19 protein-coding genes are annotated in these 20,603 nt (G+C 60.8%); 7 read left to right on the top strand and 12 right to left on the bottom strand.

Translation table 11 applies throughout. The features are described from left to right. Positions 1-17: 17 nt before the first annotated feature. Complete coding sequence (locus tag HKK55_RS21640) at positions 18-779, top strand: YdcF family protein (protein ID WP_169356520.1); 762 nt, start codon at positions 18-20, stop codon at positions 777-779. 132 nt (positions 780-911) lie between these two features. Here the strand turns inward: HKK55_RS21640 and lnt are convergent, their stop codons facing one another. The 5 genes from lnt to miaB all read right to left on the bottom strand — a co-directional run bounded on the left by lnt (position 912) and on the right by miaB (position 6,358). Beyond that, the gene (gene lnt, locus HKK55_RS21635) at positions 912-2,435 is read right to left on the bottom strand and encodes an apolipoprotein N-acyltransferase (RefSeq protein WP_169356519.1); all 1,524 of its coding nucleotides are present in this window, start codon (positions 2,433-2,435) and stop codon (positions 912-914) included. A gap of 8 nt (positions 2,436-2,443) precedes the next feature. After that, entirely contained in the window at positions 2,444-3,283 is an 840-nt protein-coding gene (locus HKK55_RS21630) for an HlyC/CorC family transporter (RefSeq protein WP_005791724.1), read from the bottom strand. A gap of 58 nt (positions 3,284-3,341) precedes the next feature. After that, entirely contained in the window at positions 3,342-3,800 is a 459-nt protein-coding gene (gene ybeY / locus HKK55_RS21625) for an rRNA maturation RNase YbeY (RefSeq protein ID WP_169356518.1), read from the bottom strand. Continuing rightward, positions 3,793-4,794, bottom strand: a complete 1,002-nt coding sequence (locus HKK55_RS21620) for a PhoH family protein (RefSeq protein WP_169356517.1) — start codon at positions 4,792-4,794, stop codon at positions 3,793-3,795. Before HKK55_RS21620 ends, ybeY begins: the two co-directional genes overlap by 8 nt. Before the next feature lie 235 nt (positions 4,795-5,029). Further along, positions 5,030-6,358 (bottom strand): tRNA (N6-isopentenyl adenosine(37)-C2)-methylthiotransferase MiaB, encoded by a 1,329-nt coding sequence (miaB, locus tag HKK55_RS21615; RefSeq protein ID WP_169356516.1) that lies wholly within the window; start codon positions 6,356-6,358, stop codon positions 5,030-5,032. 131 nt (positions 6,359-6,489) lie between these two features. On the opposite strand from miaB, the gene HKK55_RS21610 reads away from it, so the two are divergent. Further along, positions 6,490-6,816: a DUF1820 family protein gene (locus HKK55_RS21610; protein ID WP_003215457.1), complete on the top strand. Its 327-nt coding sequence runs from the start codon at positions 6,490-6,492 to the stop codon at positions 6,814-6,816. Positions 6,817-6,960: 144 nt separating this feature from the next. Here the strand turns inward: HKK55_RS21610 and HKK55_RS21605 are convergent, their stop codons facing one another. The 4 genes from HKK55_RS21605 to HKK55_RS21590 all read right to left on the bottom strand — a co-directional run bounded on the left by HKK55_RS21605 (position 6,961) and on the right by HKK55_RS21590 (position 10,488). After that, positions 6,961-7,515: a tetratricopeptide repeat protein gene (locus tag HKK55_RS21605; RefSeq protein ID WP_169356515.1), complete on the bottom strand. Its 555-nt coding sequence runs from the start codon at positions 7,513-7,515 to the stop codon at positions 6,961-6,963. Positions 7,516-7,740: 225 nt separating this feature from the next. After that, positions 7,741-9,024: a glutamate-1-semialdehyde 2,1-aminomutase gene (hemL, locus tag HKK55_RS21600; protein WP_169356514.1), complete on the bottom strand. Its 1,284-nt coding sequence runs from the start codon at positions 9,022-9,024 to the stop codon at positions 7,741-7,743. A gap of 21 nt (positions 9,025-9,045) precedes the next feature. Continuing rightward, positions 9,046-9,672 (bottom strand): thiamine phosphate synthase, encoded by a 627-nt coding sequence (thiE, locus tag HKK55_RS21595; protein ID WP_169356513.1) that lies wholly within the window; start codon positions 9,670-9,672, stop codon positions 9,046-9,048. An 18-nt stretch (positions 9,673-9,690) separates the two neighbouring features. Further along, positions 9,691-10,488 (bottom strand): hydroxymethylpyrimidine/phosphomethylpyrimidine kinase, encoded by a 798-nt coding sequence (locus tag HKK55_RS21590; RefSeq protein ID WP_169356512.1) that lies wholly within the window; start codon positions 10,486-10,488, stop codon positions 9,691-9,693. Positions 10,489-10,772: 284 nt separating this feature from the next. Between HKK55_RS21590 and HKK55_RS21585 the strand changes: the two genes are divergently transcribed. From HKK55_RS21585 to HKK55_RS21570, 4 genes are all read left to right on the top strand, one after another. Next, a complete protein-coding gene (locus tag HKK55_RS21585; RefSeq protein WP_169356511.1) occupies positions 10,773-13,151 on the top strand; it encodes a 7TM diverse intracellular signaling domain-containing protein in 2,379 nt (792 codons plus the stop codon). Positions 13,152-13,240: 89 nt separating this feature from the next. Beyond that, positions 13,241-14,893 (top strand): acyl-CoA dehydrogenase family protein, encoded by a 1,653-nt coding sequence (locus HKK55_RS21580; RefSeq protein ID WP_169356510.1) that lies wholly within the window; start codon positions 13,241-13,243, stop codon positions 14,891-14,893. A gap of 170 nt (positions 14,894-15,063) precedes the next feature. Next, positions 15,064-16,563, top strand: a complete 1,500-nt coding sequence (gene amn, locus HKK55_RS21575; protein WP_178123478.1) for an AMP nucleosidase — start codon at positions 15,064-15,066, stop codon at positions 16,561-16,563. 146 nt (positions 16,564-16,709) lie between these two features. Continuing rightward, positions 16,710-17,276 (top strand): pseudouridine synthase, encoded by a 567-nt coding sequence (locus HKK55_RS21570; protein ID WP_169357922.1) that lies wholly within the window; start codon positions 16,710-16,712, stop codon positions 17,274-17,276. Here the strand turns inward: HKK55_RS21570 and HKK55_RS21565 are convergent. Then, positions 17,271-17,480 (bottom strand): DUF2788 domain-containing protein, encoded by a 210-nt coding sequence (locus tag HKK55_RS21565; protein ID WP_169357921.1) that lies wholly within the window; start codon positions 17,478-17,480, stop codon positions 17,271-17,273. The genes HKK55_RS21570 and HKK55_RS21565 overlap by 6 nt on opposite strands. A 241-nt stretch (positions 17,481-17,721) precedes the next feature. Beyond that, the gene (locus HKK55_RS21560; RefSeq protein WP_003194418.1) at positions 17,722-18,201 is read right to left on the bottom strand and encodes an Lrp/AsnC family transcriptional regulator; all 480 of its coding nucleotides are present in this window, start codon (positions 18,199-18,201) and stop codon (positions 17,722-17,724) included. A gap of 415 nt (positions 18,202-18,616) precedes the next feature. Between HKK55_RS21560 and HKK55_RS21555 the strand changes: the two genes are divergently transcribed. Beyond that, complete coding sequence (locus HKK55_RS21555; RefSeq protein ID WP_169356509.1) at positions 18,617-19,699, top strand: DUF6515 family protein; 1,083 nt, start codon at positions 18,617-18,619, stop codon at positions 19,697-19,699. Here HKK55_RS21555 and HKK55_RS21550 read toward each other — a convergent pair. Continuing rightward, complete coding sequence (locus HKK55_RS21550) at positions 19,696-20,589, bottom strand: cation diffusion facilitator family transporter (RefSeq protein WP_169356508.1); 894 nt, start codon at positions 20,587-20,589, stop codon at positions 19,696-19,698. The two genes, HKK55_RS21555 and HKK55_RS21550, sit on opposite strands and share 4 nt — an antisense overlap. Between the last annotated feature and the right edge of the window lie 14 nt (positions 20,590-20,603).

Here is a 20,603-nt window from a genome sequence, read left to right as displayed (position 1 = left end):
ATCTTTGGAGATGCCCGATGCCTTTTCGTTATTTCATAAAACAATTGTTGTTGCCGCCCGGCATTCTTTTGCTGTTGTTGGCCCTTGCCTGGTGGTTTCGTCGCAGCCGTCCGCGCCTGGCCGGGGCATGCTTTGCCTTGGGGTTGGGCGGGATGTGGTTGATGAGTTTGCCGGTGGTGGTGCAATGGGGCGCTAAGGCCTTGGAGACCGAGCCGCCGTTGGCCCGCGACGAATGGGCGACCCTGGCGCAGCGAGCTGATGCCATTGTGGTGTTGGGCTCTGGTCGCGAGCGGGGTGACCCGGCCTGGGGCTCTGATCAGCCGACCGGCATAGGCCTTGAGCGCCAGCGCTATGCGGCTCGGTTGGCCAAAGCTTCGGGGTTGCCGGTGTTGACCAGTGGAGGTTTGCACTATGGCACGCCGCCCAGCGAGGCGGAATTGATGGCAGTGTCGATGCAGGATGACTTTGGTGTCACCGTGCGCTGGAAGGAGGAGAGCAGTCGCACCACTTGGGAAAACGCCCAAATGAGCGCGCAGATTCTATTGCCTCAGGGAATCAAGCGTGTGGTGGTCGTGACTCAGGCCTGGCACATGCCGCGTTCCCGCTGGAGCTTTGAGAAGGCCGGCTTCACCGTGGTTCCGGCGCCTGTCGGGTTCCTGGGCGAGGACAATGCCCGGCCACTGGGCGGCTGGATGCCGGAGTTCAAGTCGGTATGGCAGAGCGGGCAGTTGTTGAATGAGGCGGTTGGGCAGGTGGGGTATCGGATGTTTTATAGGTAACACCGCAGGGCAAATGTGGGAGCTGGCTTGCCTGCGATGACGGTGTGGACGGTGTGTCAGTCACTGACGTGGTGGCCGGCAGTCTGCTATCGCAGGCAAGCCAGCTCCCACATTAGATCGGGGGTGTTTCTGTTACACCGTTTTGGACATCCGGCCTGCCAGCAACGCCCAACCAAACAGCACCAAACATACAATGATCAGTGGCCACGACCGCCATTGCAGGTAGGGCGTCAGGTTGTGCATCGGCACCACTTCGCCATAGAGGACGCCACGTTCAAACTGTGGGATCTGCTCGGTGATCTGGCCAAACGGGTTGATCAGGCCGGTGACCCCGTTGTTGGTGGCGCGAATCATCCAGCGGCCGGCTTCCAGGGCGCGCATCTGGGCCATTTGCAGGTGCTGCAAGGGGCCGATAGAGGTGCCGAACCAGGTGTCGTTACTGATGGTCAGCAGCAAATCACTGCGAGCCGAAAGGCTGGCGGCGAATTCCGGGTAGACCACTTCATAACAAATGAACGGCGCAATCTGATAACCCTTGGCTTGCAGCAAGGCTTGATCGGCCGGACCGCGAGCGAAGTCCGACATCGGCAGGTCGAAGAAGGCAATCAGGCCGCGCAGCAGATCTTGCAGCGGCACGTACTCACCAAACGGAACCAACTTCTGCTTCAGGTAGGTGCCATCGCCTTCACCGACCACGGTGATACCGTTGAAGTAGCGCTTCTGGTGATGCACTTCCTGACGAATCGGCACGCCGGTGATCAGCGCGGTATTTCGCTCGGCGGCGAACTTGCCCATCATCGCGAGGTAACCCTCGGCGGATTCCTTGAGAACCGGGATCGCGGTTTCCGGCCATACCAGCAGGTCGACGCGTTTGGAACTGAAGCTCATGTCGCGGTACAACGCCAACTGTGCGTTGAGCTGGTCGGGGTCCCACTTCATGCTTTGTGCCACGTTGCCCTGAAGCGCCGCCACCGTCAGCGGCGGGCCGGCGGGCGTGGTCCAGGCGTGATGCTTGAGCGCCAGGCCGATGGCCCATGGCGCCACCAGCAATGCCAGGCCTGCACCGACAAACACATTACGTTTGGCTGCCAGCAAGCGCGGCAGGTTGCAGATCAGTGCGGCCGTCAGAGCCAGCGCGAAGGAAATCAGCCACATCCCGCCCAGCGGCGCGAGACCGGTAAGGGGGCCATCGAGCTGGCTGTAACCGGAGTAAAGCCAAGGGAAGCCGGTGAGGAACCAGCCACGAAAGGCTTCTTGACCAACCCATAAGGCCGCAAACGCCAAGGCGTCCGCCAGCGGCGCTTCATTACGGCGCAGCCAGCGTGCCCATAGCCAGGCCGGCAGGGCGAAGAACCAGGCAATCGCCGCCGTAAACGCCAGCATCAGCAACCCGGCCAGCAGCACCGAGGCGCCGCCGAAATGGTGAATGCTGTAGTAGATCCAACTGGTGCCAGCGCCAAACAGGCCGAAACCGAAACACCAGCCACGGCCCAGGGCCTGGCGTGGTGTCAGCTCGCGAAGTCCTGCATAGAAGAACCCGACCGCCACCAGCGCCAGCGGCCAGATATCGAACGGCGCCAGCGCCAGGGTAGTGATGGCGCCGGCCACCACGGCCAGCAAGTTACCGGGCCAGCCGGGTGCGGTGAGACGGCGCATGTCAGTCCTTAGCGGGCAATAGGTGTCAGGCGGATCAGATGGATCCGGCGGCTGTCGGCATTCAGGATGCGAAAGCGATAGGCGCCGATTTCCGTGGTTTCGTTACGCTTGGGCAGATGCCCGAACGCGCTCATCACTAGGCCGCCGACGGTGTCGAACTCATCATCAGAGAATTCGCTGTCGAAGAACTCGTTGAAGTTCTCGATCGGCGTCAGGGCCTTGACCAGGAAATCACCGCTGGGCAACGGCTTGATGTAGCTGTCCTCTTCTACGTCGTGCTCGTCTTCGATATCACCAACGATCTGTTCCAGCACGTCTTCGATGGTGACCAGGCCCGCCACGCCGCCGTATTCGTCAATGACGATGGCCATGTGATTGTGGTTGGCGCGAAACTCGCGCAGCAGCACATTCAGACGCTTGGACTCGGGAACGAAGGTGGCCGGCCGCAGCAGGTCCTTGATGTTGAAACTGTCGCCGTTCTCCTTGAGGATCAGCGGCAGCAGGTCCTTGGCCAGCAGGACGCCCATGACGTCGTCATGGCTTTCTCCGATCACCGGGTAGCGCGAGTGCGCCGAGTCGATGACGGCCGGGAGGAACTCCCGAGGGGTCTGGGTCGCCTTGATGCTGATCATCTGCGAGCGCGGGACCATGATGTCCCGTACTTGCAGGTCAGCCACCTGGATGGCGCCCTCGACGATGGCCAGCGCTTCGCTGTCCAGCAACTTGTTCTGATGGGCCTCGCGCAGGAGCTCCAGCAGCTCCTGGCGGTTTTTCGGCTCGTGGGCAAAGGCCTGGGTGAGTTTCCCCAGCCATGACTTTTGCCCGTTGCTCGATCGGTCTTCGCTCATAGCGATTACTCTAAATCCTTATGTGTTTCAGTTAAGTGTTGTTTCAGGTGTGTGTCGATCAGTTTTCGTCGTCTGCATACGGATCGCGATGACCCAGTTCTGCAAGCAACGTTCGTTCCAGTGCTTCCATTTCCTCGGCTTCCTCATCGTCTATATGGTCGTAACCCAAGAGATGCAAGCAGCCGTGGATGACTAGATGGGCCCAGTGGGCCTCAAGTTCCTTGCCTTGTTCCTTTGCCTCGCGTTCCACCACTTCGACGCAAATCACCAGATCGCCCAGCAGCGGGATATCCAGCAACTCATCGGGTACGTCAGCGGGAAACGACAGCACATTGGTGGCGTAGTCTTTCTGGCGCCAGGTGTGGTTCAGTTCACGGCCTTCGGGCTCGCCCACCAGGCGGATGGTCAGTTCCGAGTCGGCGGTGCGCTGGCGCAGGGCCAGTGTGCACCATTGGCGGAATTGTTCTTCGCTGGGGGCGGGCGCGTCGGTGGCCAGCTGCAGATCAAGCTCAAGCATCGCGGCGAATGTCCTTGGCCGGCTCGTCGTCACGATGTTCAAAGCGCTCGTAGGCTTCGACAATGCGCTGGACCAGTGGGTGGCGCACCACGTCTTTGGGCATGAAGTGAGTGAAGCTGATTCCCGGAACGTCCTTGAGCACCTCGATCACCTGGCTCAGGCCCGACTTGGTGCCCTTGGGCAGGTCGACCTGGGTGACGTCACCGGTGATCACGGCCGTTGAGCCGAAGCCGATACGGGTCAGGAACATCTTCATCTGCTCAACGGTGGTGTTCTGGCTTTCGTCGAGAATGATGAAGCTGTTGTTCAGGGTGCGACCGCGCATATAGGCCAGCGGGGCGATTTCGATCACCTGGCGCTCGATCAGCTTGGCCACGTATTCGAAGCCGAGCATTTCGTAGAGGGCGTCATACAGCGGGCGCAGGTAAGGGTCGATCTTCTGTGCAAGGTCGCCGGGCAGGAAACCCAGTTTTTCGCCGGCTTCCACCGCCGGGCGCACCAGCAGGATGCGTCGCACCTGCTCGCGCTCCAGGGCGTCGACCGCGCAGGCCACTGCCAGGTAGGTCTTGCCGGTACCGGCCGGGCCGATGCCGAAGTTGATGTCGTTACCGAGGATTTCTTTGACGTAGCGCTGCTGATTCAAGCCGCGTGGGCGAATCATGCCTTTTTTGGTACGCAATGCGACGCTGGCTTCGGCCACGGGGTTGTTGGCCAGGTCTTCCACGGCGGATTCCTGTAAGTACAGGTGTACCGTTTCCGGCGATAGCTCACTACCTTTGGTTTCCCGGTAGAGGCGCCGGAGGAGGTTTTCCGCAGACGTGGTGTGTTGAGGTTCACCAATGAGCTCGAACTGATTGCCGCGGTTGCGGATCTCGATGCTCAGGCGCTGTTCGATCATGCGCAGATGCTCGTCGAACTGTCCGCACAGATTGGCGAAACGGCGAGCCTCAAAGGGCTCGAGGAGGAAACGATGTGGTTCTATGGGTGCGTTCAAGGTCGTTTTAAGCCGCCCTGGGGCAATTAAGATGGAATCAAGGATAACGCCAGCAGCCGGCGCGCGAAAGCACTTAAATGGTCGGAGTGCGGCGCAGTTCTACTGTGGACGGGCTTGCGTGGGAGCCGGCTTGCCCGCGATGCAGGCACCTCGGTGTATCAGGTGCACCGAGGTGATGCTATCGCAGGCAAGCCAGCTCCCACATTTGATCTTCATTTGTCTTGAGGTCGGGGTCTCAGTTAATCAGCGAGCCGCGCAGCGAGTGCGGTTGGGCCGCATCGATATGCACGTCGGCGAACTGCCCGATCAAGGTCGGATTGTCGCAGCGGAAGTTGACGATCCGGTTGTTCTCGGTCCGGCCTTGCAGCTCGCCTGGGTCTTTCTTTGAGTAGTCGGTGACGAGGATGCGCTGGGTCGAGCCCACCATCTGGCGGCTGATCTCGAAGCCTTGCTGGTTGAGGCGATGTTGCAGAGCGTTCAGGCGCTCCTTTTTCAGCTCTTCCGGGGTTTCGTCCGCGAGGTCGGCGGCTGGGGTACCCGGGCGCTGGCTGTAGACGAACGAGTAGGAGAAGTCGAAACCGACGTCTTCAATCAGCTTCATGGTCTGCTGGAAATCTTTCTCGGTCTCGCCAGGGAAGCCGACGATGAAATCCGAGCTGATGCAGATGCCCGGTACCGCAGCACGCAGTTTGCGCAGTTTGGATTTGTATTCCAGAGCGGTGTGGTTGCGCTTCATGGCCGAGAGGATACGGTCCGAACCCGACTGCACCGGTAAATGCAGATGTTTGACCAGCTCCGGTACTTCGGCGTGGGCCTGGATCAGGCTGTCGGAGAACTCCAGCGGGTGCGAAGTGGTGTAGCGAATTCGCTCGATACCGTCGACGGCGGCGACCACGCGGATCAGTTCCGCCAGGTCCGCCATGCGTCCGTCGTGGGTCTGGCCGCGATAACCGTTGACGTTCTGGCCCAGCAGGGTGACTTCGCGCACACCGTTCTCGGCGAGGTGGATGATTTCCGCCAGTACGTCATCGAATGGACGGCTGACTTCTTCGCCACGGGTATAAGGCACGACGCAGAAGGTGCAGTACTTGCTGCAACCTTCCATTACCGACACATAAGCGCTTGGGCCGTCGATGCGCGGCTCGGGCAAGTGGTCGAATTTTTCGATTTCTGGGAACGAGACATCAACCTGGGGCAGCTTGGTGAGGCGGGCGGCGTCGATCATTTCCGGCAGGCGGTGCAGGGTCTGCGGGCCAAAGACCACGTCCACATAGGGTGCGCGGTCGCGAATGGCGGCGCCTTCCTGGCTGGCCACGCAACCGCCGACGGCGATTACCATGTCCGGGTTGGCCAGTTTCAATTCACGCCAGCGGCCCAGTTGCGAGTACACGCGGTCCTGGGCTCGCTCGCGGATTGAGCAGGTATTGAGCAGGATCACGTCGGCATCTTCAGCGCGAGCGGTGACTTCCAGGGCCTGATGTTCACCCAGCAGGTCGACCATACGCGAGCTGTCGTACTCGTTCATCTGGCAACCGTGGGTTTCGATGTAAAGCTTCTTGGCCATGGGGATCGTCAACTGGTGGTAAAGAACCGCGCATTATAGGGGGCATACCGATAGGTTCCTAGCACTGTGCATCGGGTGCCATGCTATAGTTCGCGCCCTCTTTTATATCCCCGATGTGTTACCCGCCCACCATGACCAAACGTGAAGCTCCAATCTACAAGGTGATTTTCCTTAACCAGGGCCAGGTGTTCGAAATGTACGCCAAGCAGATCTATCAAAGTGATCTGTGGGGCTTCCTGGAAGTGGAAGAGTTCGTCTTTGGCGAGCGCACACAGCTGGTCGTCGACCCGGGCGAGGAAAAGCTCAAGGCCCAGTTCGAAGGCGTGGTGCGCAGTTTTGTGCCGATGCATTCGATCGTGCGCATCGATGAAGTCGAGCGCCTGGGCACGCCGAAAATCAGCGAAGCCCGGGGCATGAGCAATGTCATGCCGTTTCCGATGCCGATGCCTGAGAAGTAAGGCTTTAGATCGAGTTGACCCCTTCGCGAGCAAGCCCGCTCCCACATTTAACCGCGTATGTCAGGAATGACTCGGTCGAATGTGGGAGCGGCGGTGCGACGATTCGACTTGCTCGCGAAGGGGTCAGTGAAGGCGCTACAGAATTCAGGGCAGTGGCGAGAAAGGCGACCGCCCATCCGCGCTCTGCAGTTCCTGCAGGTAGTTACGGAAAATCTGCCCCAGGACCTGGGTCGCCACTTCCAGCTCATCACGCTGCATATGCTCGGCGACTTCGTCGGCGGTATCCAGCGCATCTTCGGCGCCGTTGACCGCGGCCATTTTCAGCACGATATACGCCTGAACGTTATTGGCCGGCACGCCTTCGCCTTTGAAGAACATGGTGCCCAACTGGAATTGTGCCTGGGCGTGGCCCTGCAACGAGGCCTTCTCGAAGTAACTCAAGGCTTTGTTGAGATCGCGGGAGGGGTTTTTACTGTCGTGGAAGAATTCGCCCAACTCGTATTGCGCCTGTGCATCCCCGCCGTCGGCCAGTTGCTGGCACGCGCTCAGGGCTTCGGCCTGGCTTTCTGGCTGGGTATTGAGGGTGCAACGACCCATCGCTGGGATTAACAACGAGTTGCCGCCTGCTTGTGCATGCGCGAGCAGGGGCTGAAGGAGCAACAGGCAGCCCAGAACCAGGGTGCGGCCGGTGCGTTTCATGGGAATCGACTTACCTCTGACGGGGCGCGCGGACCCGCAGGGGATCCAATAAGCGCGCATTATGAAATAAGCAGGCCCCTGCTTACAAAGTCTTTACTCGTTTTTCTGCTGCGTGGGCAAGTTATCTGCCGGTTTGCAGGTGATTTCTCGGAAAAAGAAGGAAAGTTCTGTAAGCAAAGTAGCAAATCTGACGCCGCCATGGGCGACGTCAGGTTTCAGGCGTGTTTATTTGAGGGCGGCGAAGGCGCGTTCGGCTGCGTCGAGGGTCAGTTTCAGCTCGGCATCACCGTGGGCGATCGAGGTGAAACCGGCTTCAAAGGCGCTCGGTGCCAGGTACACACCGCCTTCCAGCATCAGGTGGAAGAAGCGCTTGAAGAGTTCGGCATCGCTGCTCATAACGTCGTCGAAGGTGACGATGTCATCGGCGTTGCTGAAATACAAACCGAACATGCCACCTGCCTGGGTGGTGACGAACGGGATGCCAGCCGCATCGGCGCGCTGTTGCAGGCCGTCCAGCAGGCGGGCGGTGTAGTCGGTCAGCTCGGCGTGGAAGCCCGGGCGGCTGATCAGGCGCAGGGTGGTCAGGCCGGCGGCCATGGCCAGCGGGTTACCGGACAGGGTGCCAGCCTGATAGACCGGGCCCAACGGTGCGATGTGCTGCATGATTTCGCGTTTGCCACCAAAGCAACCGACCGGCATGCCGCCGCCGATGATCTTACCGAAGGTGCTCAGGTCTGGCGTGACGCCGTAGTGCGCCTGGGCGCCGCCGAGGGCAACGCGGAAGCCGGTCATCACTTCATCGAAAATCAACACCACGCCGTGCTTGTCGCACAGGGTCCGCAGGCCTTCGAGAAAACCCGGGGCCGGTGGAACGCAGTTCATGTTGCCGGCCACAGGCTCGACGATGATGCACGCCACTTCCTGGCCGACTTCGCTGAGCATCTGCTCTACGGCGGCGATGTCGTTGAATGGCAGGGTCAGCGTGTGTTTGGCAAACGCCGCCGGCACACCGGCGGAGCTTGGTACACCCTGGGTCAGCAAGCCGGAGCCGGCCTTGACCAGCAGGCTGTCGGAGTGGCCGTGGTAGCAGCCTTCGAACTTGATGATGCTGTCGCGACCGGTGAAACCCCGGGCAAGGCGAATGGCGCTCATGGTGGCTTCGGTGCCGGAGCTGACCATCCGCACCATCTCCATGGATGGCACGATGGCGCAGACCAGATCAGCCATCTCGGTTTCCATGGCGGTCGGGGCGCCATAGGACAGGCCGTGTTCCAGCTGTTTGCGTACCGCGTCCAGCACGTCGGGGTGGCTGTGGCCGAGGATCATCGGGCCCCAGGAGCCGACGTAGTCGACATAGCGCTTGTCGTCTTCATCGGTGACGTAGGCGCCTTCGGCGTGCTTGAAGAACAGCGGCGTGCCGCCAACGCTTTTGAACGCCCGCACAGGCGAGTTCACGCCACCGGGGATGTGTTTCTGGGCATTGGCAAACAGGGTTTCGGAACGGGACATGATCGGGCTCTCTGAAATCGATTATTGAGTCTTGAGCAGTTCGTTGAAGGCGCGAGCGCGGCGCGTCACTTCTGCAGTGCTGTCGGCACCAAACAGGCCGTGGACCACCGCCAGCAGGTCGGCACCGTGGGCCACCAGGGGCTCGGCGTTTTCCAGGGTGATGCCGCCGATCACGCAGATCGGCAGATGCAACCGGGCGCGGGCTTGGGTCAGCAGTTCAACGTCGGCCGCCGGGGCGCCGGGCTTGGTGTTGGAGTTGAAGAAGCGGCCGAAGGCGACATAACTGGCGCCTTCCTTGGCCGCTTGCTCGGCCAGTTCGATCTGGCTGTGGCAGGTGGAACCGATAATTGCCTTGGAGCCCAGCAGTGCACGGGCTGGCGTCAGCGGGCCGTCGGTCTGGCCCAGGTGCACGCCGACACCCAAGCGTGCGGCCAATTCGGCGTCGTCGTTGATGATCAACTGAGTCTTGTAGCGTGAGCACAGCTCACGCAACTTCTCGGCCTCCCGCAGGCGGCGCGCCTCATCGCTGCTTTTGTCGCGGTATTGCAGCAGGGTCACGCCACCGTCCAACGCCGCTTCGACGTAGGCCAGGAACTTGCCGGCCAACAGTTGGCTGTCGGTAATGGCGTAAAGGCCACGTAGTTTCATCAGGCAGGCCTCTTGGTGTTACGAGCAGAAATCCAACGGCAGGCGACGGGGAACAAACTGCCCCTGGCCGAGTTGTTCAGCATCACGCAGGGTGCGCCAAGTGTAATTGAGCGCTGACTCTACCGCGCTGACCAGGCCTTCGCCCTGGGCCAGGCGGCCGGCAAGGGCGCTGGCCAGGGTGCAGCCGGACCCGTGATAGCTGCCGGGCAAACGCTGGCAGGTAAAGGTCCGGTAGCTGCCATCGCGGCTGTACAGGCGATTGTGCACTTCATGCTCGTCGCCATGGCCACCGGTTATCAACAGGTGCTTGATGAACGGCAGCAGTTTCTCGGCGCATTCGTCGGCGCTGCCCTCGGGCAGTTCTGCCAGGATGCGGGCTTCCGGCAGATTGGGCGTGGCAATCAGCGACAGTGGCAACAGCCGTTCACGCATGGCGTAGCCGACTTCATCCTTGCCCAGGCTGCCACCGCCACCGGCGCGCAGCACCGGGTCGCAGACCACCGGTAGATGCGGGTGCTCCTTGAGCAACTCGACGACGGTGTCGACCATGGCTGTGGAACCGAGCATGCCCAGCTTGACCGCAGCCACTTGGGAGTCGCCGAGCACGGCGTTGGCCTGGGCCAGCACCCACTCGCGGTCAAGCACGCGGAAATCGCTGACATTGACGGTGTTCTGCACAGTCAACGCGGTGACGGCCGGAGCCGCATGACAGCCCTGGGCGAGCAGGGCTTCGATATCTGCCTGCAAGCCGGCGCCACCACTGGGATCATGGCCGGAGAGACAGAGGACAACGGGGCGGGAGCTGTAGATATTCATGGTGCGCGAGCTTACCACCAAACGCTTTTTGCGTGGCTGTTGGGCGCGGGTTGAATTTCACTGCCGAAAAGGCGTGTGGGCGGTCCTGGGAAGTCATCAAAAACTGGCGGGAAACGTTATGGAACGCCCGTCCTAGAGCCTTTCAAATTTTAATTTCAATGGTGTCCATTGGCCTTTACCGGCTATGCTAGAGTGGTTTCAAACAATAACTGTAATGCCGGTATACGTCTTCTCAAAAGGAATGGGGGCTTTTGACAGAACCGGACAGGCCACGCTGGGGCTCTATGCGCTATTTGCTGATGTTACTGTGGTGCGGGCTGCCGATGCTGGCCGGCGCAGTCGAGTTCACAGACACCACCCGAAGCCTGCCGTTGGGCCAGGTGATGCAAGTGCTCGAAGACCCGAGTGGCAACCTCGACATCAAGGATGTCAGTTCCCAAGGCAACGCCGACCGATTCAAACCCCATGACAAAGCCACCCTCAATGCCGGCTATTCGCGCTCGGTGTTCTGGCTCAAGGTCAACCTGCATTACCTCCCCAAGAGTCCTCACGCGCCACGCACCTGGCTGCTGGAGTTGGCCTATCCGCCGCTGAATCACCTGGATCTGTATCAAACCGATGGCGCGGGTGGTTATCGTCTGGCCGCTCGCACGGGCAGCGCGATGCCTTTTTCCAGCCGTGAGATTCGCCAGAGCAACTATCTGTTCAAGCTGGAGTTTGCCCCCGATCAGCAGGAAACCCTGTACCTGCGCCTGCAAAGCCAGGGCTCGATCCAGGCGCCGTTGACTCTCTGGTCGAGTACCGCGTACCTGGAGCAGCAACCGCTGCGCTTATATGTGTTGGGCGTGATCTACGGCGTATTGCTGGGGATGCTGATCTACAACCTGTTTATCTACCTCAGCGTGCGCGATACCAGTTACCTCTATTACATCCTCTACATCGCCTCGTTCGGCTTGTACCAACTGTCGGTAAACGGCGTCGCCGTGCAGTATTTCTGGCCCAACAGTCCATGGTGGGCCAATGCTGCGGTTCCCTTTCTGATTGGTTCGGCTGCGCTCTTTGGCAGTCTGTTCGCTCGCAGCTTCCTGCATACCGCGCTTTACAGTCGCTGGCTCAACCGGCTGCTGGTGGGGCTGGCGGCGTGTGGCGCGGGGGTGATGGTGTTGGCATTGCTGACCAGCTACGCCTTGGCGTTGCGGCTGGCCACTGGCCTGGCGCTGATCTTTACCGTGACGATCTTTGTCGCGGCCATCAAGGCCTGGTACTGCGGCCAGCGAATGGCGCGTTACTTCATCATCGCCTGGTCGGCGTTCCTGGTTGGCGGGGTGGTCAATACGTTGATGGTGCTGGGGTACCTGCCAAATGTGTTTCTGACCATGTACGCCAGCCAGATCGGCTCAGCCCTGGAAGTCGCGTTGCTATCCCTGGCCTTGGCGGACCGCATTAACTCGATGCGCGAGCAGCAAGCGCAAATCCTGCTCGATGCCAGCCAGAAGCTCGAAGCGCTCAACCAGCAACTGGCCCGCAGCAACCAGTTGAAGGACGAGTTTCTCGCCACCTTGACCCACGAACTGCGCACGCCGATGAATGGTGTGATCGGCTCGCTGGAACTGATGCAGACCGAGCCGCTGGACGGAGAGTTGGCGCAGTACCAGCAAACTGCCGCAGGTTCGGCGCGAGACATGATGCGCATGGTCAACGGCATCCTCACCCTGACTGAGCTGCAGGCCGGTCGCCTCCATGCTCAGTCCCAGGTGTTCAGCTTGCGGGGCTTGCTCGACACCTTGCGTCAGCGGTTTTTGGCCAATGCCCAGAGCAAGGGGCTGGAATTTTCCATTGATGTCGCAGACGAGTTGCCCGATCGCGTGGAGGGCGACGCGGACAAGTTGGTGCAGTGCCTGGAATGCCTGCTGGACAACGCCTTCAAGTTCACCCGGGAAGGGACTGTGCGGGTGCGGGTGGTCGGGCTGATTACCGCGGACAGCCACCTGCGCCTGACTTTTATTGTCACCGACACTGGTATCGGCTTCGCCTACCTGGACGAAGCGACTCTGTATCAGCGCTTTTTCCAGCTCGATGGCTCCATGACCCGCGAATACGGCGGCTTGGGCATCGGCCTGGCGATCTGCCGGCAACTGATCGAGCTATTGGGTGGGCGCTTGACCCATCACTCCGAACCTCGCCGGGGCAGCCGCTTCCAATTAGAACTGGAGGTCAGCCCGGTTCCGGTCGAGCCTTCAGCACCTTGTCGTGTGTCCGACCCCCCGCGTGCGCCTCAGGACTGCACGGTGTTGCTGGTGGACGACAACAGCGTGGCGCAGTTGGTGGTGCGTGGCATGCTGCTCAAGCTCGGCTACCGAGTGAAGACGGTCGACAACGGGCCGGCGGCGTTGGCGTTGTTGCAGGACGGCACCTTCGATGCCGTGCTGCTGGATGTACCGGAGGGCGGGTTTTCCCTGTGTTGCCAGATCCGCGCGTTGCCGGGATGCGGTGAGCTGCCGGTGATTACCTTGAGCACTTCGCTGCAAAGTCCCGAGCGTGAACACTGCCATGGCGTTGGCATCACTGACCGGTTGGTTAAGCCGGTACGGTTTGAAGCCTTGCAAGCGGTATTGGAACGTCGGCTGTCGTCTGCAGTTGAGGGCGAAAGCGCCGACAGTTAGGCGCTTATGCCACTTTTTTAACGCCGGCGACGGTGCTTAACTGAAATTCAGGCTTCAGGCAACGAGGCCACTTTTTCAGGAGGCCCGTCATGAATCTGCACCAGTTCGCCGAAACCCACGACGTCACCAACCAGCCGCCGTCCCTGGACGGCACCAACCTGTACCGCATCGATTTGCCCCTGCAAGACTGGTCCCGCCGTTTCGGTGCCGGTTGGGCCCAGGAACGGATCGATGCCTATGGTGCGCTGGCGGGAGGGCCGTTGATGGCGGCCGGGTTCCTGGCTAATGAGAACAAGCCAGTGTTCAACAGCCATGACCGCTATGGCCATCGTATTGACCAGGTGGAGTTTCATCCTGCTTATCATGAGCTGATGCGTACGGCCATCGAACATGGCTTGCCGTCGCTGCCCTGGGCCCACCCGCAACCTGGCGCGCATGTCGCTCGCGCGGCCATGACCTACTTGCACAGTCAGGCCGAAGCCGGCACCGGCTGCCCGCTGACCATGACCTTTGCCTGTGTTCCAGCCCTGCGCTTGCAACCGGACCTGGCCGACGTCTGGTTGCCGAAAATCCTCAACACCGAATACGACCCGCGTAACGTCGGTATCGCCCACAAGGCCGGCGCCACCATCGGCATGGCCATGACCGAGAAACAGGGCGGCACCGACGTGCGCGCCAACACCACCCGGGCTTACCCGGTGGGCGCCGGCGGCCCGGGCCAGCCCTATGAGCTGGTGGGCCACAAGTGGTTCTGCTCGGCGCCTATGTGCGACGCCTTCCTGACCCTGGCTCAGACCGACAAGGGCCTGACGTGTTTCCTACTGCCCCGGCACCGTCCGGATGACACCCGTAACCAGTTCTATATCCAGCGTCTGAAAAACAAACTCGGCAACTGCTCCAACGCGTCCAGTGAAGTGGAATTTCGCGGAGCCCTGGCCTGGATGATCGGAGAAGAAGGGCGCGGCGTACCGACCATCATTGAAATGGTCGCCATGACCCGCTTCGATTGCATGGTGGGCTCCAGTTCGTTGATGCGTCAGGCGCTGACTCAGGCCAGCCATCACTGTGCTCATCGTTTGGTGGGCGGTCGGGTACTCAGCGAGCAGCCGCTGATGCAAAACGTGCTGGCCGACCTGGCCCTGGAAAGCGAAGCGGCGCTGGCCTTGAGCATGCGCATGGGCCGGGCGCTGGACCATCTCGATAATGAACAGGAAGCCAAATTCGCCCGGCTGATGACGGCGGTGGGCAAGTATTGGATCTGCAAACGCGCGCCGGCGATGATCAACGAGGCGGCTGAGTGTATGGGCGGTGCCGGGTATGTCGAGGACAGTATCCTGCCGCGACTGTACCGTGAGGCACCGGTCAATTCGACGTGGGAAGGTTCCGGCAACGTGCAGTGTCTGGATGTGCTGCGGGCGCTGTCGAAAGAGCCCGGCGTGCTGGAGGCGTTGTTTGTCGAGTTGGGCGATGGTCATGGTGACAAGCACCTGGCCCGACATATTGAACAGCTCAAGTCAGCGTTCATGGACACTCAGGATATTCAATACCGCGCTCGGCAACTTACCGAGGATATTGCGTTGGCCTTGCAGGCCAAGTTGCTACTAGAGGCGGGCAATAGCAGCGTCAGTGATGGGTTTATTGCCAGCCGGTTGGGTGAGTCATCAGGGCGGGCGTATGGCACCTTGCCGCGAGGTGTCGATGTGGAGGCCATTGTCGCTCGGTCCACACCGCAAGGGTTCTGACCGAACTCGGTCAAAATGTGGGAGCGGGCTTGCCCGCGATAGCATCGCCTCGGGTTCACTGATAAACCGCGCCTCCTGCATCGCGGGCAAGCCCGGCTCCCACAGGGGTCGTGCCCTTCTTGCGGGGGGATTCCAATTCAGTGTTCCAGTGAAGCAGCGATACAGGCAAGATGAAGGCCTGCAAGTCAGAACACAGGATGCTTACCGTGACCGAAGCTTTTGTTGTTGTTCAAACCGCTGAAGAGGCCGTGGATCGGCTGGCGGCTCTGCATGAGCGTGCTACTGGCGCGCTCAATCAGGCCCTCAAGCGTTACCTCAAAGACCGCGTTGAGCCCGACGCCGAACAGCGAGCGCTGTTTCGTTACCCGGAACTGCGCCTGACCTACCTGGTCCAGGGCGAAGTCCCACAGACCACCCGGGCCTACGCCAAGGTCCAGTTGCCAGGCACTTACAGTGTCACCGTCACCCACCCGTCAGCCTTCCGCAAATACCTGCTGGAGCAGTTGGTGCCGCTGATGCACGACTTCACCGTGACGGTGGAAGTGGGCGTCAGCCAGCAGAATATTCCGTACCCGTACGTGGTAGAGCAGGGCGACGAATTGGCCGGTTCCGGCGTCACCGCCGCGACCCTGGCGCGCGTCTTTCCGAGTACCGACCTGTCGGCCGCAACCGATGGTATCGCCGATGGCCTGTACGACTGGGAAAACACCGACCCGCTGCCCCTAGCGCTGTTCGATGCAGCCCGCGTCGATTTCTCCCTGCGCCGCTTGGTGCACTACACCGGCAGCGACTGGCGCCATGTGCAGCCGTGGATCCTGCTGACCAACTACCACCGTTATGTCGACCAGTTCATCGTCCACGGTCTGGAGCAGTTGCGCAGCGACCCGCGTTTCATCCGCATGGTGCTGCCAGGCAATGTGATCATCGATAAAGGTATGGACCATGGCGAAGCGTCTGCCATTGCCGCCGGCGTGGTCTGGCACCGTTACCAGATGCCGGCCTACCATTTGCAGGCCAGCGATGGTCATGGCGTAACCCTGGTGAATATCGGCGTCGGCCCCTCCAATGCCAAGAACATCACTGACCACTTGGCCGTGCTGCGCCCACATTGCTGGCTGATGATTGGCCACTGCGGCGGCCTGCGCCAATCCCAGACCATCGGCGATTACGTCCTGGCCCACGCCTACATGCGTCGCGACGGGATTCTTGACCGGGTAGTGCCGCCGAACATTCCGATCCCGGCCCTGGCCGAAGTGCAGATGGCCTTGCAGCAAGCGGCGGCCAATGTCACCGGCGAGAAGGGCGAAGAACTCAAGAAACGCCTGCGCACCGGCACCGTGCTGACCTATGACGACCGTAACTGGGAGCTGCGCTGGGCCCAGGAGCGCCCGCTGATCAACCTGTCCCGCGCCGTGGCGGTGGACATGGAAAGCGGCACCATTGCTGCGCAAGGCTACCGTTTGCGCGTGCCTTACGGCACCTTGCTGTGTGTCTCCGACAAGCCGTTGCACAGTGAGATCAAATTGCCGGGTTCAGCCAACGCCTTTTACGAGCGTGCGGTCAGCCAGCACTTGAAGATCGGTATCGAGGCGGTGGATTTATTGCGCACCGAACTCAATTCGCTGCACTCGCGCAAACTGCGCAGCTTCGACGAGCCGCCGTTCCGCTAAGCGGTTGGGATGGTTATTTAACGGTCAGGCCACTAGCATTGTCGGTCCTGACCGTTAGATGTTCCTTTGCCATGTCCCGTCCTGCCCGTCCCATTTCCCGCCGCCCCAGTGTGAAAAGTCCACAAACCTCGTCAGCCCCGCGCCGTGTGGCCAAGGCGCCACCGGCTGAGCCGAAGTTGATCCTGTTCAATAAACCGTTCGATGTGCTGACCCAGTTCAGCGACGGCGAAGGGCGGGCGACTCTCAAGGATTTCATCGATATCCCCGGTATCTATCCTGCTGGCCGGCTGGACCGTGACAGTGAAGGCCTATTGTTGCTGACCAATGACGGCCAGTTGCAGGCGCGGATTGCCGACCCCAAGCACAAGCTGGCGAAAACCTATTGGGTGCAGGTAGAAGGCGAACCGACCGAGGAACAACTGCAACGCCTGCGTGATGGCGTTGAGCTCAACGACGGCATGACCCTGCCCGCTGAAGCGCGGCAGTTAGATGAGCCGCAACTGTGGCCGCGCGATCCTCCGGTGCGTTTTCGCAAGAGCGTGCCGACTCATTGGTTGGAACTGGTGATTCGCGAGGGGCGCAACCGTCAGGTACGACGCATGACAGCCGCTGTCGGTTTGCCGACCTTGCGCCTGGTGCGGGTGCGCATTGGTGACTGGTCGATCGATGGCCTGGATCAAGGCCAGTGGAAAGAAGTGCCGGCGCGCTTATAAGGCGCCGGACTCGATAAGGCCGATCACCACGCTCTTGATGATGAACGCCGCTATACCCAGGCCCAGCACGAAGAACAGGATGAAGGAACCAAAGCGCCCGGCCTTGGATTTCTTCGCCAGGTCCCAGACGATAAAGCCCATGAAAATGATCAGGATCGTGACCAGGCCGGTCATCATCCATTCTTCAAATACGGCGGGATCAATGGAGTTCATTGGGCTGTTCCGGCAGGGGCGGGGTGCAAAGTATACGACAGGGCAATCAGCTGGATATTGACCTGCGTCGGTCAGTCGCATGCGAGCCTATTGTTGAAGCACGATCAAAATGTGGGAGCGGGCTTGCTCGCGAAAGCTGAGTGTCAGTCACCAAATGTATTGGCTGACATACCGCATTCGCGAGCAAGTCGAATCGTCGCACCGCCGCTCCCACATCAGTTCGGCGGCGGCCTCAGGTGCGCAGGTGCGTCAGCGGCAACTCGGTACTGTTGAGTACCTGGTTCAGCACAAAACTGGAGCGCACGCTGGTGACACCTTCGATGCGGGTCAGATGCCCCAGCAGCAGTTTCTGATAGTGATCCATATCCGGCACCACCACTTTCAACTGATAGTCAGCGTCCATTCCGGTCACCAGGCTGCATTCCAGCACTTGCGGCAAGGTGCGAATGGCCGCTTCGAAGTTCTCGAAGCGCTCGGGGGTGTGTCGGTCCATGCCGATCAGCACGTAGGCCGTCAGGCTCAGGCCGAGCATCTTGCGGTCCAGCAACGCCACCTGGCGCGCGATGTAGCCGTCGTCTTCCAGTTGCTTGACCCGGCGCGAGCAGGGTGACGGCGACAGGCCGATTCGCTCGGCCAACTCCTGGTTGGAGATCCTCGCGTCACGCTGTAATTCCGCCAAAATACTCAGGTCGTATCGGTCAAGTTTGCTCATGGGGCTGGCCTTTGTCGTAACTATTGCTGCGAATTATCTATCCAGGGTTAAAAATTGCGCAAGCACTGTTTATTGACGCAATCTTCGCAATCATCTGTCGGCACCTCACGCCTATGATTACCAACAGAATCACTGCCCGGACATAGAGTCCACTGCAGCCCGCCCAACAGGCCGGCTGCGGCCCGCCAACCCCACCGGGTTGCGCCGGCCCCCGGGCTGCACACTGTCCACAAGACGGCGTGAGGTGAGCCAACGTCAAAAGCGTTGAGCCAGGACGAAATTCTCAAGGGGCGACCGACGGGTCGCCCCTTTTTATTGCCTGCGAAAATTGTTCTCGTGACTGATAACCTGTTGCAGAACCGGGCCCCTGTTTTCCAGTCTCATGTATAGGCCCTAATCCGCAGTGAGGAAGAGCATGAAGCGCATCTGGCGTTTGGCAGGTGTTGGTTTGCTGATGGTGACCGTTGGCACGCAGGTCATGGCCGACGAACGAGATAACGGACAACGCTCTGAGGGCGGTGGCCAACATGAGCGGGGGCCGGAAGGCGGGCGACCAGGTGGCAACAATCAGCCACGGCCACAAAATAACCAACCGCGCCCGGAGGCTCCTCGTCCCGAGAACAACCAGCCCCGTCCACAGAATCAGCATTTCGAAAACAATCAGCCGCGCCCGCAGAATCAGCATGTTGATCGCGGTGGCCAGAATGGCGGCGGTCAGTGGCAAGGGCGCCCCCAAGGTAGCGAGCAGCCCCGGCCGGCTAACAACTTGCCGATCCAGGGCCGCCCCGACACCGTTCGCCAGACCCAGGAACCGCGTCCCGGCAACTACCAGGACATCCCGCGCCGTAATGATGGCAATCAGCATTGGCAGGCCGGCAATGCACCAGGCCAGCGGCCCGGTTACAACGGTGGGCACCCCAATGACAACCGCTGGCCAGGCCGCCCCGACGGGCATGGCAATGGCTGGGGCCCAGGCCCGCAACATCGTCCGGGTTATATCGTCGACCGCTTCCCCGACCGCAACTACCGTGTGCCCTATCGTGGCCAGGATTATTTCTTCTCGGGCGGCTATTGGTACCGCCCTCAAGGCCCACGCTACGTCATCGTGACGCCGCCTTACGGGATTCGGGTGCATTACCTGCCGGATTACGCGCGGGAAGTGTGGGTGGGTAGCGCGCTGTTTTTCCTCGCCGCCGGTGCCTATTACACCTACGAGGCCACTTCCCAGCAGTACGTGGTGGTTGAGCCGCCGACCGCTGTCCCCGCACCGCAACCTGCGCCCCAAGGCAATGGTTATGACGTGGTGGCCTATCCCGCCAACGGCCAATCACCGGCGCAAGTGCAGCAAGACGGGTACGACTGCTACCGTTGGGCGGTGCAACAAAGTGGTTTCGACCCACGGACCGTCACTTACGCCCCCGACCCGGCGGTGGTGCAAACCTACCGCCAGGCCCAAGGCAACTGCCTGAGCAGTCGCGGGTATCAGGTGCAGTACTAGGCCTTGGTGCCCTTGACCACTTCCTGTGGGTCGGCGTGCACCAGCACTTCGGCTCGCGGGTAGGCTTGATGGATGGCGTCGGCGGCTTGGTCGCTGATGCCGTGGGCCACTGACAGACTCAATTCCCCCGGCAACTCCAGGTGCAACTGCACAAACCAGTGGCTGCCGGAGATGCGTGTTCGCAAGTCATGGGCGCCGAGCACGCCGGGCACGCTGCAAGCCAGTTCCAGCATGTGTTGGCTGACGTCGGGCGGCAGTTCCTCGTCCATCAGCACCGCAAAACTTTCCCGAGCGATCTGGACCGCGCTCCACAGGATGTAGGCGGCGATTCCCAGCCCGAACCAGGCATCGACCTGATGAAAACCAAACCCGGCGAGTATCAGCGCTATCAGGATGCTGCCGTTGAGCATCAGGTCTGAGCGGTAGTGCAGTGAGTCAGCGCGTACCGCGTTCGATCCGGTTTCACGAATCACCCGATGTTGCAGGATCAGCAAGGCCACGGTCAGGGCCAGGGACAGCAGGATTACGCCGATGCTCAGCCATGGCGCACCCACCGGCTCCGGATGCTGCAAGCGCTGGAACGCCTGGAATGCGATCAACACCGCACTGCCGGCGATGAACAGCGCTTGCGCCATGCCCGACAGCGACTCCGCCTTACCATGGCCATAACGGTGATCGTCATCGGCCGGGCGCAGGGCGTAATGCACCGCCAGCAAATTGAGCAGTGAGGTCACGCCATCGAGCAGCGAGTCGGTGAGCCCGGCGAGCATGCTCACCGAACCGCTGAGCCACCAGGCGATGGCCTTGGTCACAATCAGCACACAGGCCACGCCGACTGAAGCGCGAGTGGCCAGGCGCAACAGCCGGGCGTGTTCGGGAGTGCTGGTCATAAGGTGCTCAGATC

Source organism: Pseudomonas sp. ADAK18 (assembly GCF_012935695.1).
GTDB lineage: Bacteria > Pseudomonadota > Gammaproteobacteria > Pseudomonadales > Pseudomonadaceae > Aquipseudomonas.
This window is presented reverse-complemented; position numbering and strand designations above follow the sequence as displayed.

Coding starts and splice junctions, on each gene's coding strand:
- HKK55_RS21590 (WP_169356512.1), bottom strand. CDS start 10,488: ATGAATATCTACAGCTCCCGCCCCGTTGTCCTCTGTCTCTCCGGCCAT.
- thiE (WP_169356513.1), bottom strand. CDS start 9,672: ATGAAACTACGTGGCCTTTACGCCATTACCGACAGCCAACTGTTGGCC.
- HKK55_RS21585 (WP_169356511.1), top strand. CDS start 10,773: ATGCGCTATTTGCTGATGTTACTGTGGTGCGGGCTGCCGATGCTGGCC.
- HKK55_RS21605 (WP_169356515.1), bottom strand. CDS start 7,515: ATGAAACGCACCGGCCGCACCCTGGTTCTGGGCTGCCTGTTGCTCCTT.
- HKK55_RS21555 (WP_169356509.1), top strand. CDS start 18,617: ATGAAGCGCATCTGGCGTTTGGCAGGTGTTGGTTTGCTGATGGTGACC.
- HKK55_RS21640 (WP_169356520.1), top strand. CDS start 18: ATGCCTTTTCGTTATTTCATAAAACAATTGTTGTTGCCGCCCGGCATT.
- hemL (WP_169356514.1), bottom strand. CDS start 9,024: ATGTCCCGTTCCGAAACCCTGTTTGCCAATGCCCAGAAACACATCCCC.
- lnt (WP_169356519.1), bottom strand. CDS start 2,435: ATGCGCCGTCTCACCGCACCCGGCTGGCCCGGTAACTTGCTGGCCGTG.
- HKK55_RS21560 (WP_003194418.1), bottom strand. CDS start 18,201: ATGAGCAAACTTGACCGATACGACCTGAGTATTTTGGCGGAATTACAG.
- miaB (WP_169356516.1), bottom strand. CDS start 6,358: ATGGCCAAGAAGCTTTACATCGAAACCCACGGTTGCCAGATGAACGAG.
- HKK55_RS21610 (WP_003215457.1), top strand. CDS start 6,490: ATGACCAAACGTGAAGCTCCAATCTACAAGGTGATTTTCCTTAACCAG.
- HKK55_RS21630 (WP_005791724.1), bottom strand. CDS start 3,283: ATGAGCGAAGACCGATCGAGCAACGGGCAAAAGTCATGGCTGGGGAAA.
- amn (WP_178123478.1), top strand. CDS start 15,064: ATGAAGGCCTGCAAGTCAGAACACAGGATGCTTACCGTGACCGAAGCT.
- HKK55_RS21550 (WP_169356508.1), bottom strand. CDS start 20,589: ATGACCAGCACTCCCGAACACGCCCGGCTGTTGCGCCTGGCCACTCGC.
- ybeY (WP_169356518.1), bottom strand. CDS start 3,800: ATGCTTGAGCTTGATCTGCAGCTGGCCACCGACGCGCCCGCCCCCAGC.
- HKK55_RS21580 (WP_169356510.1), top strand. CDS start 13,241: ATGAATCTGCACCAGTTCGCCGAAACCCACGACGTCACCAACCAGCCG.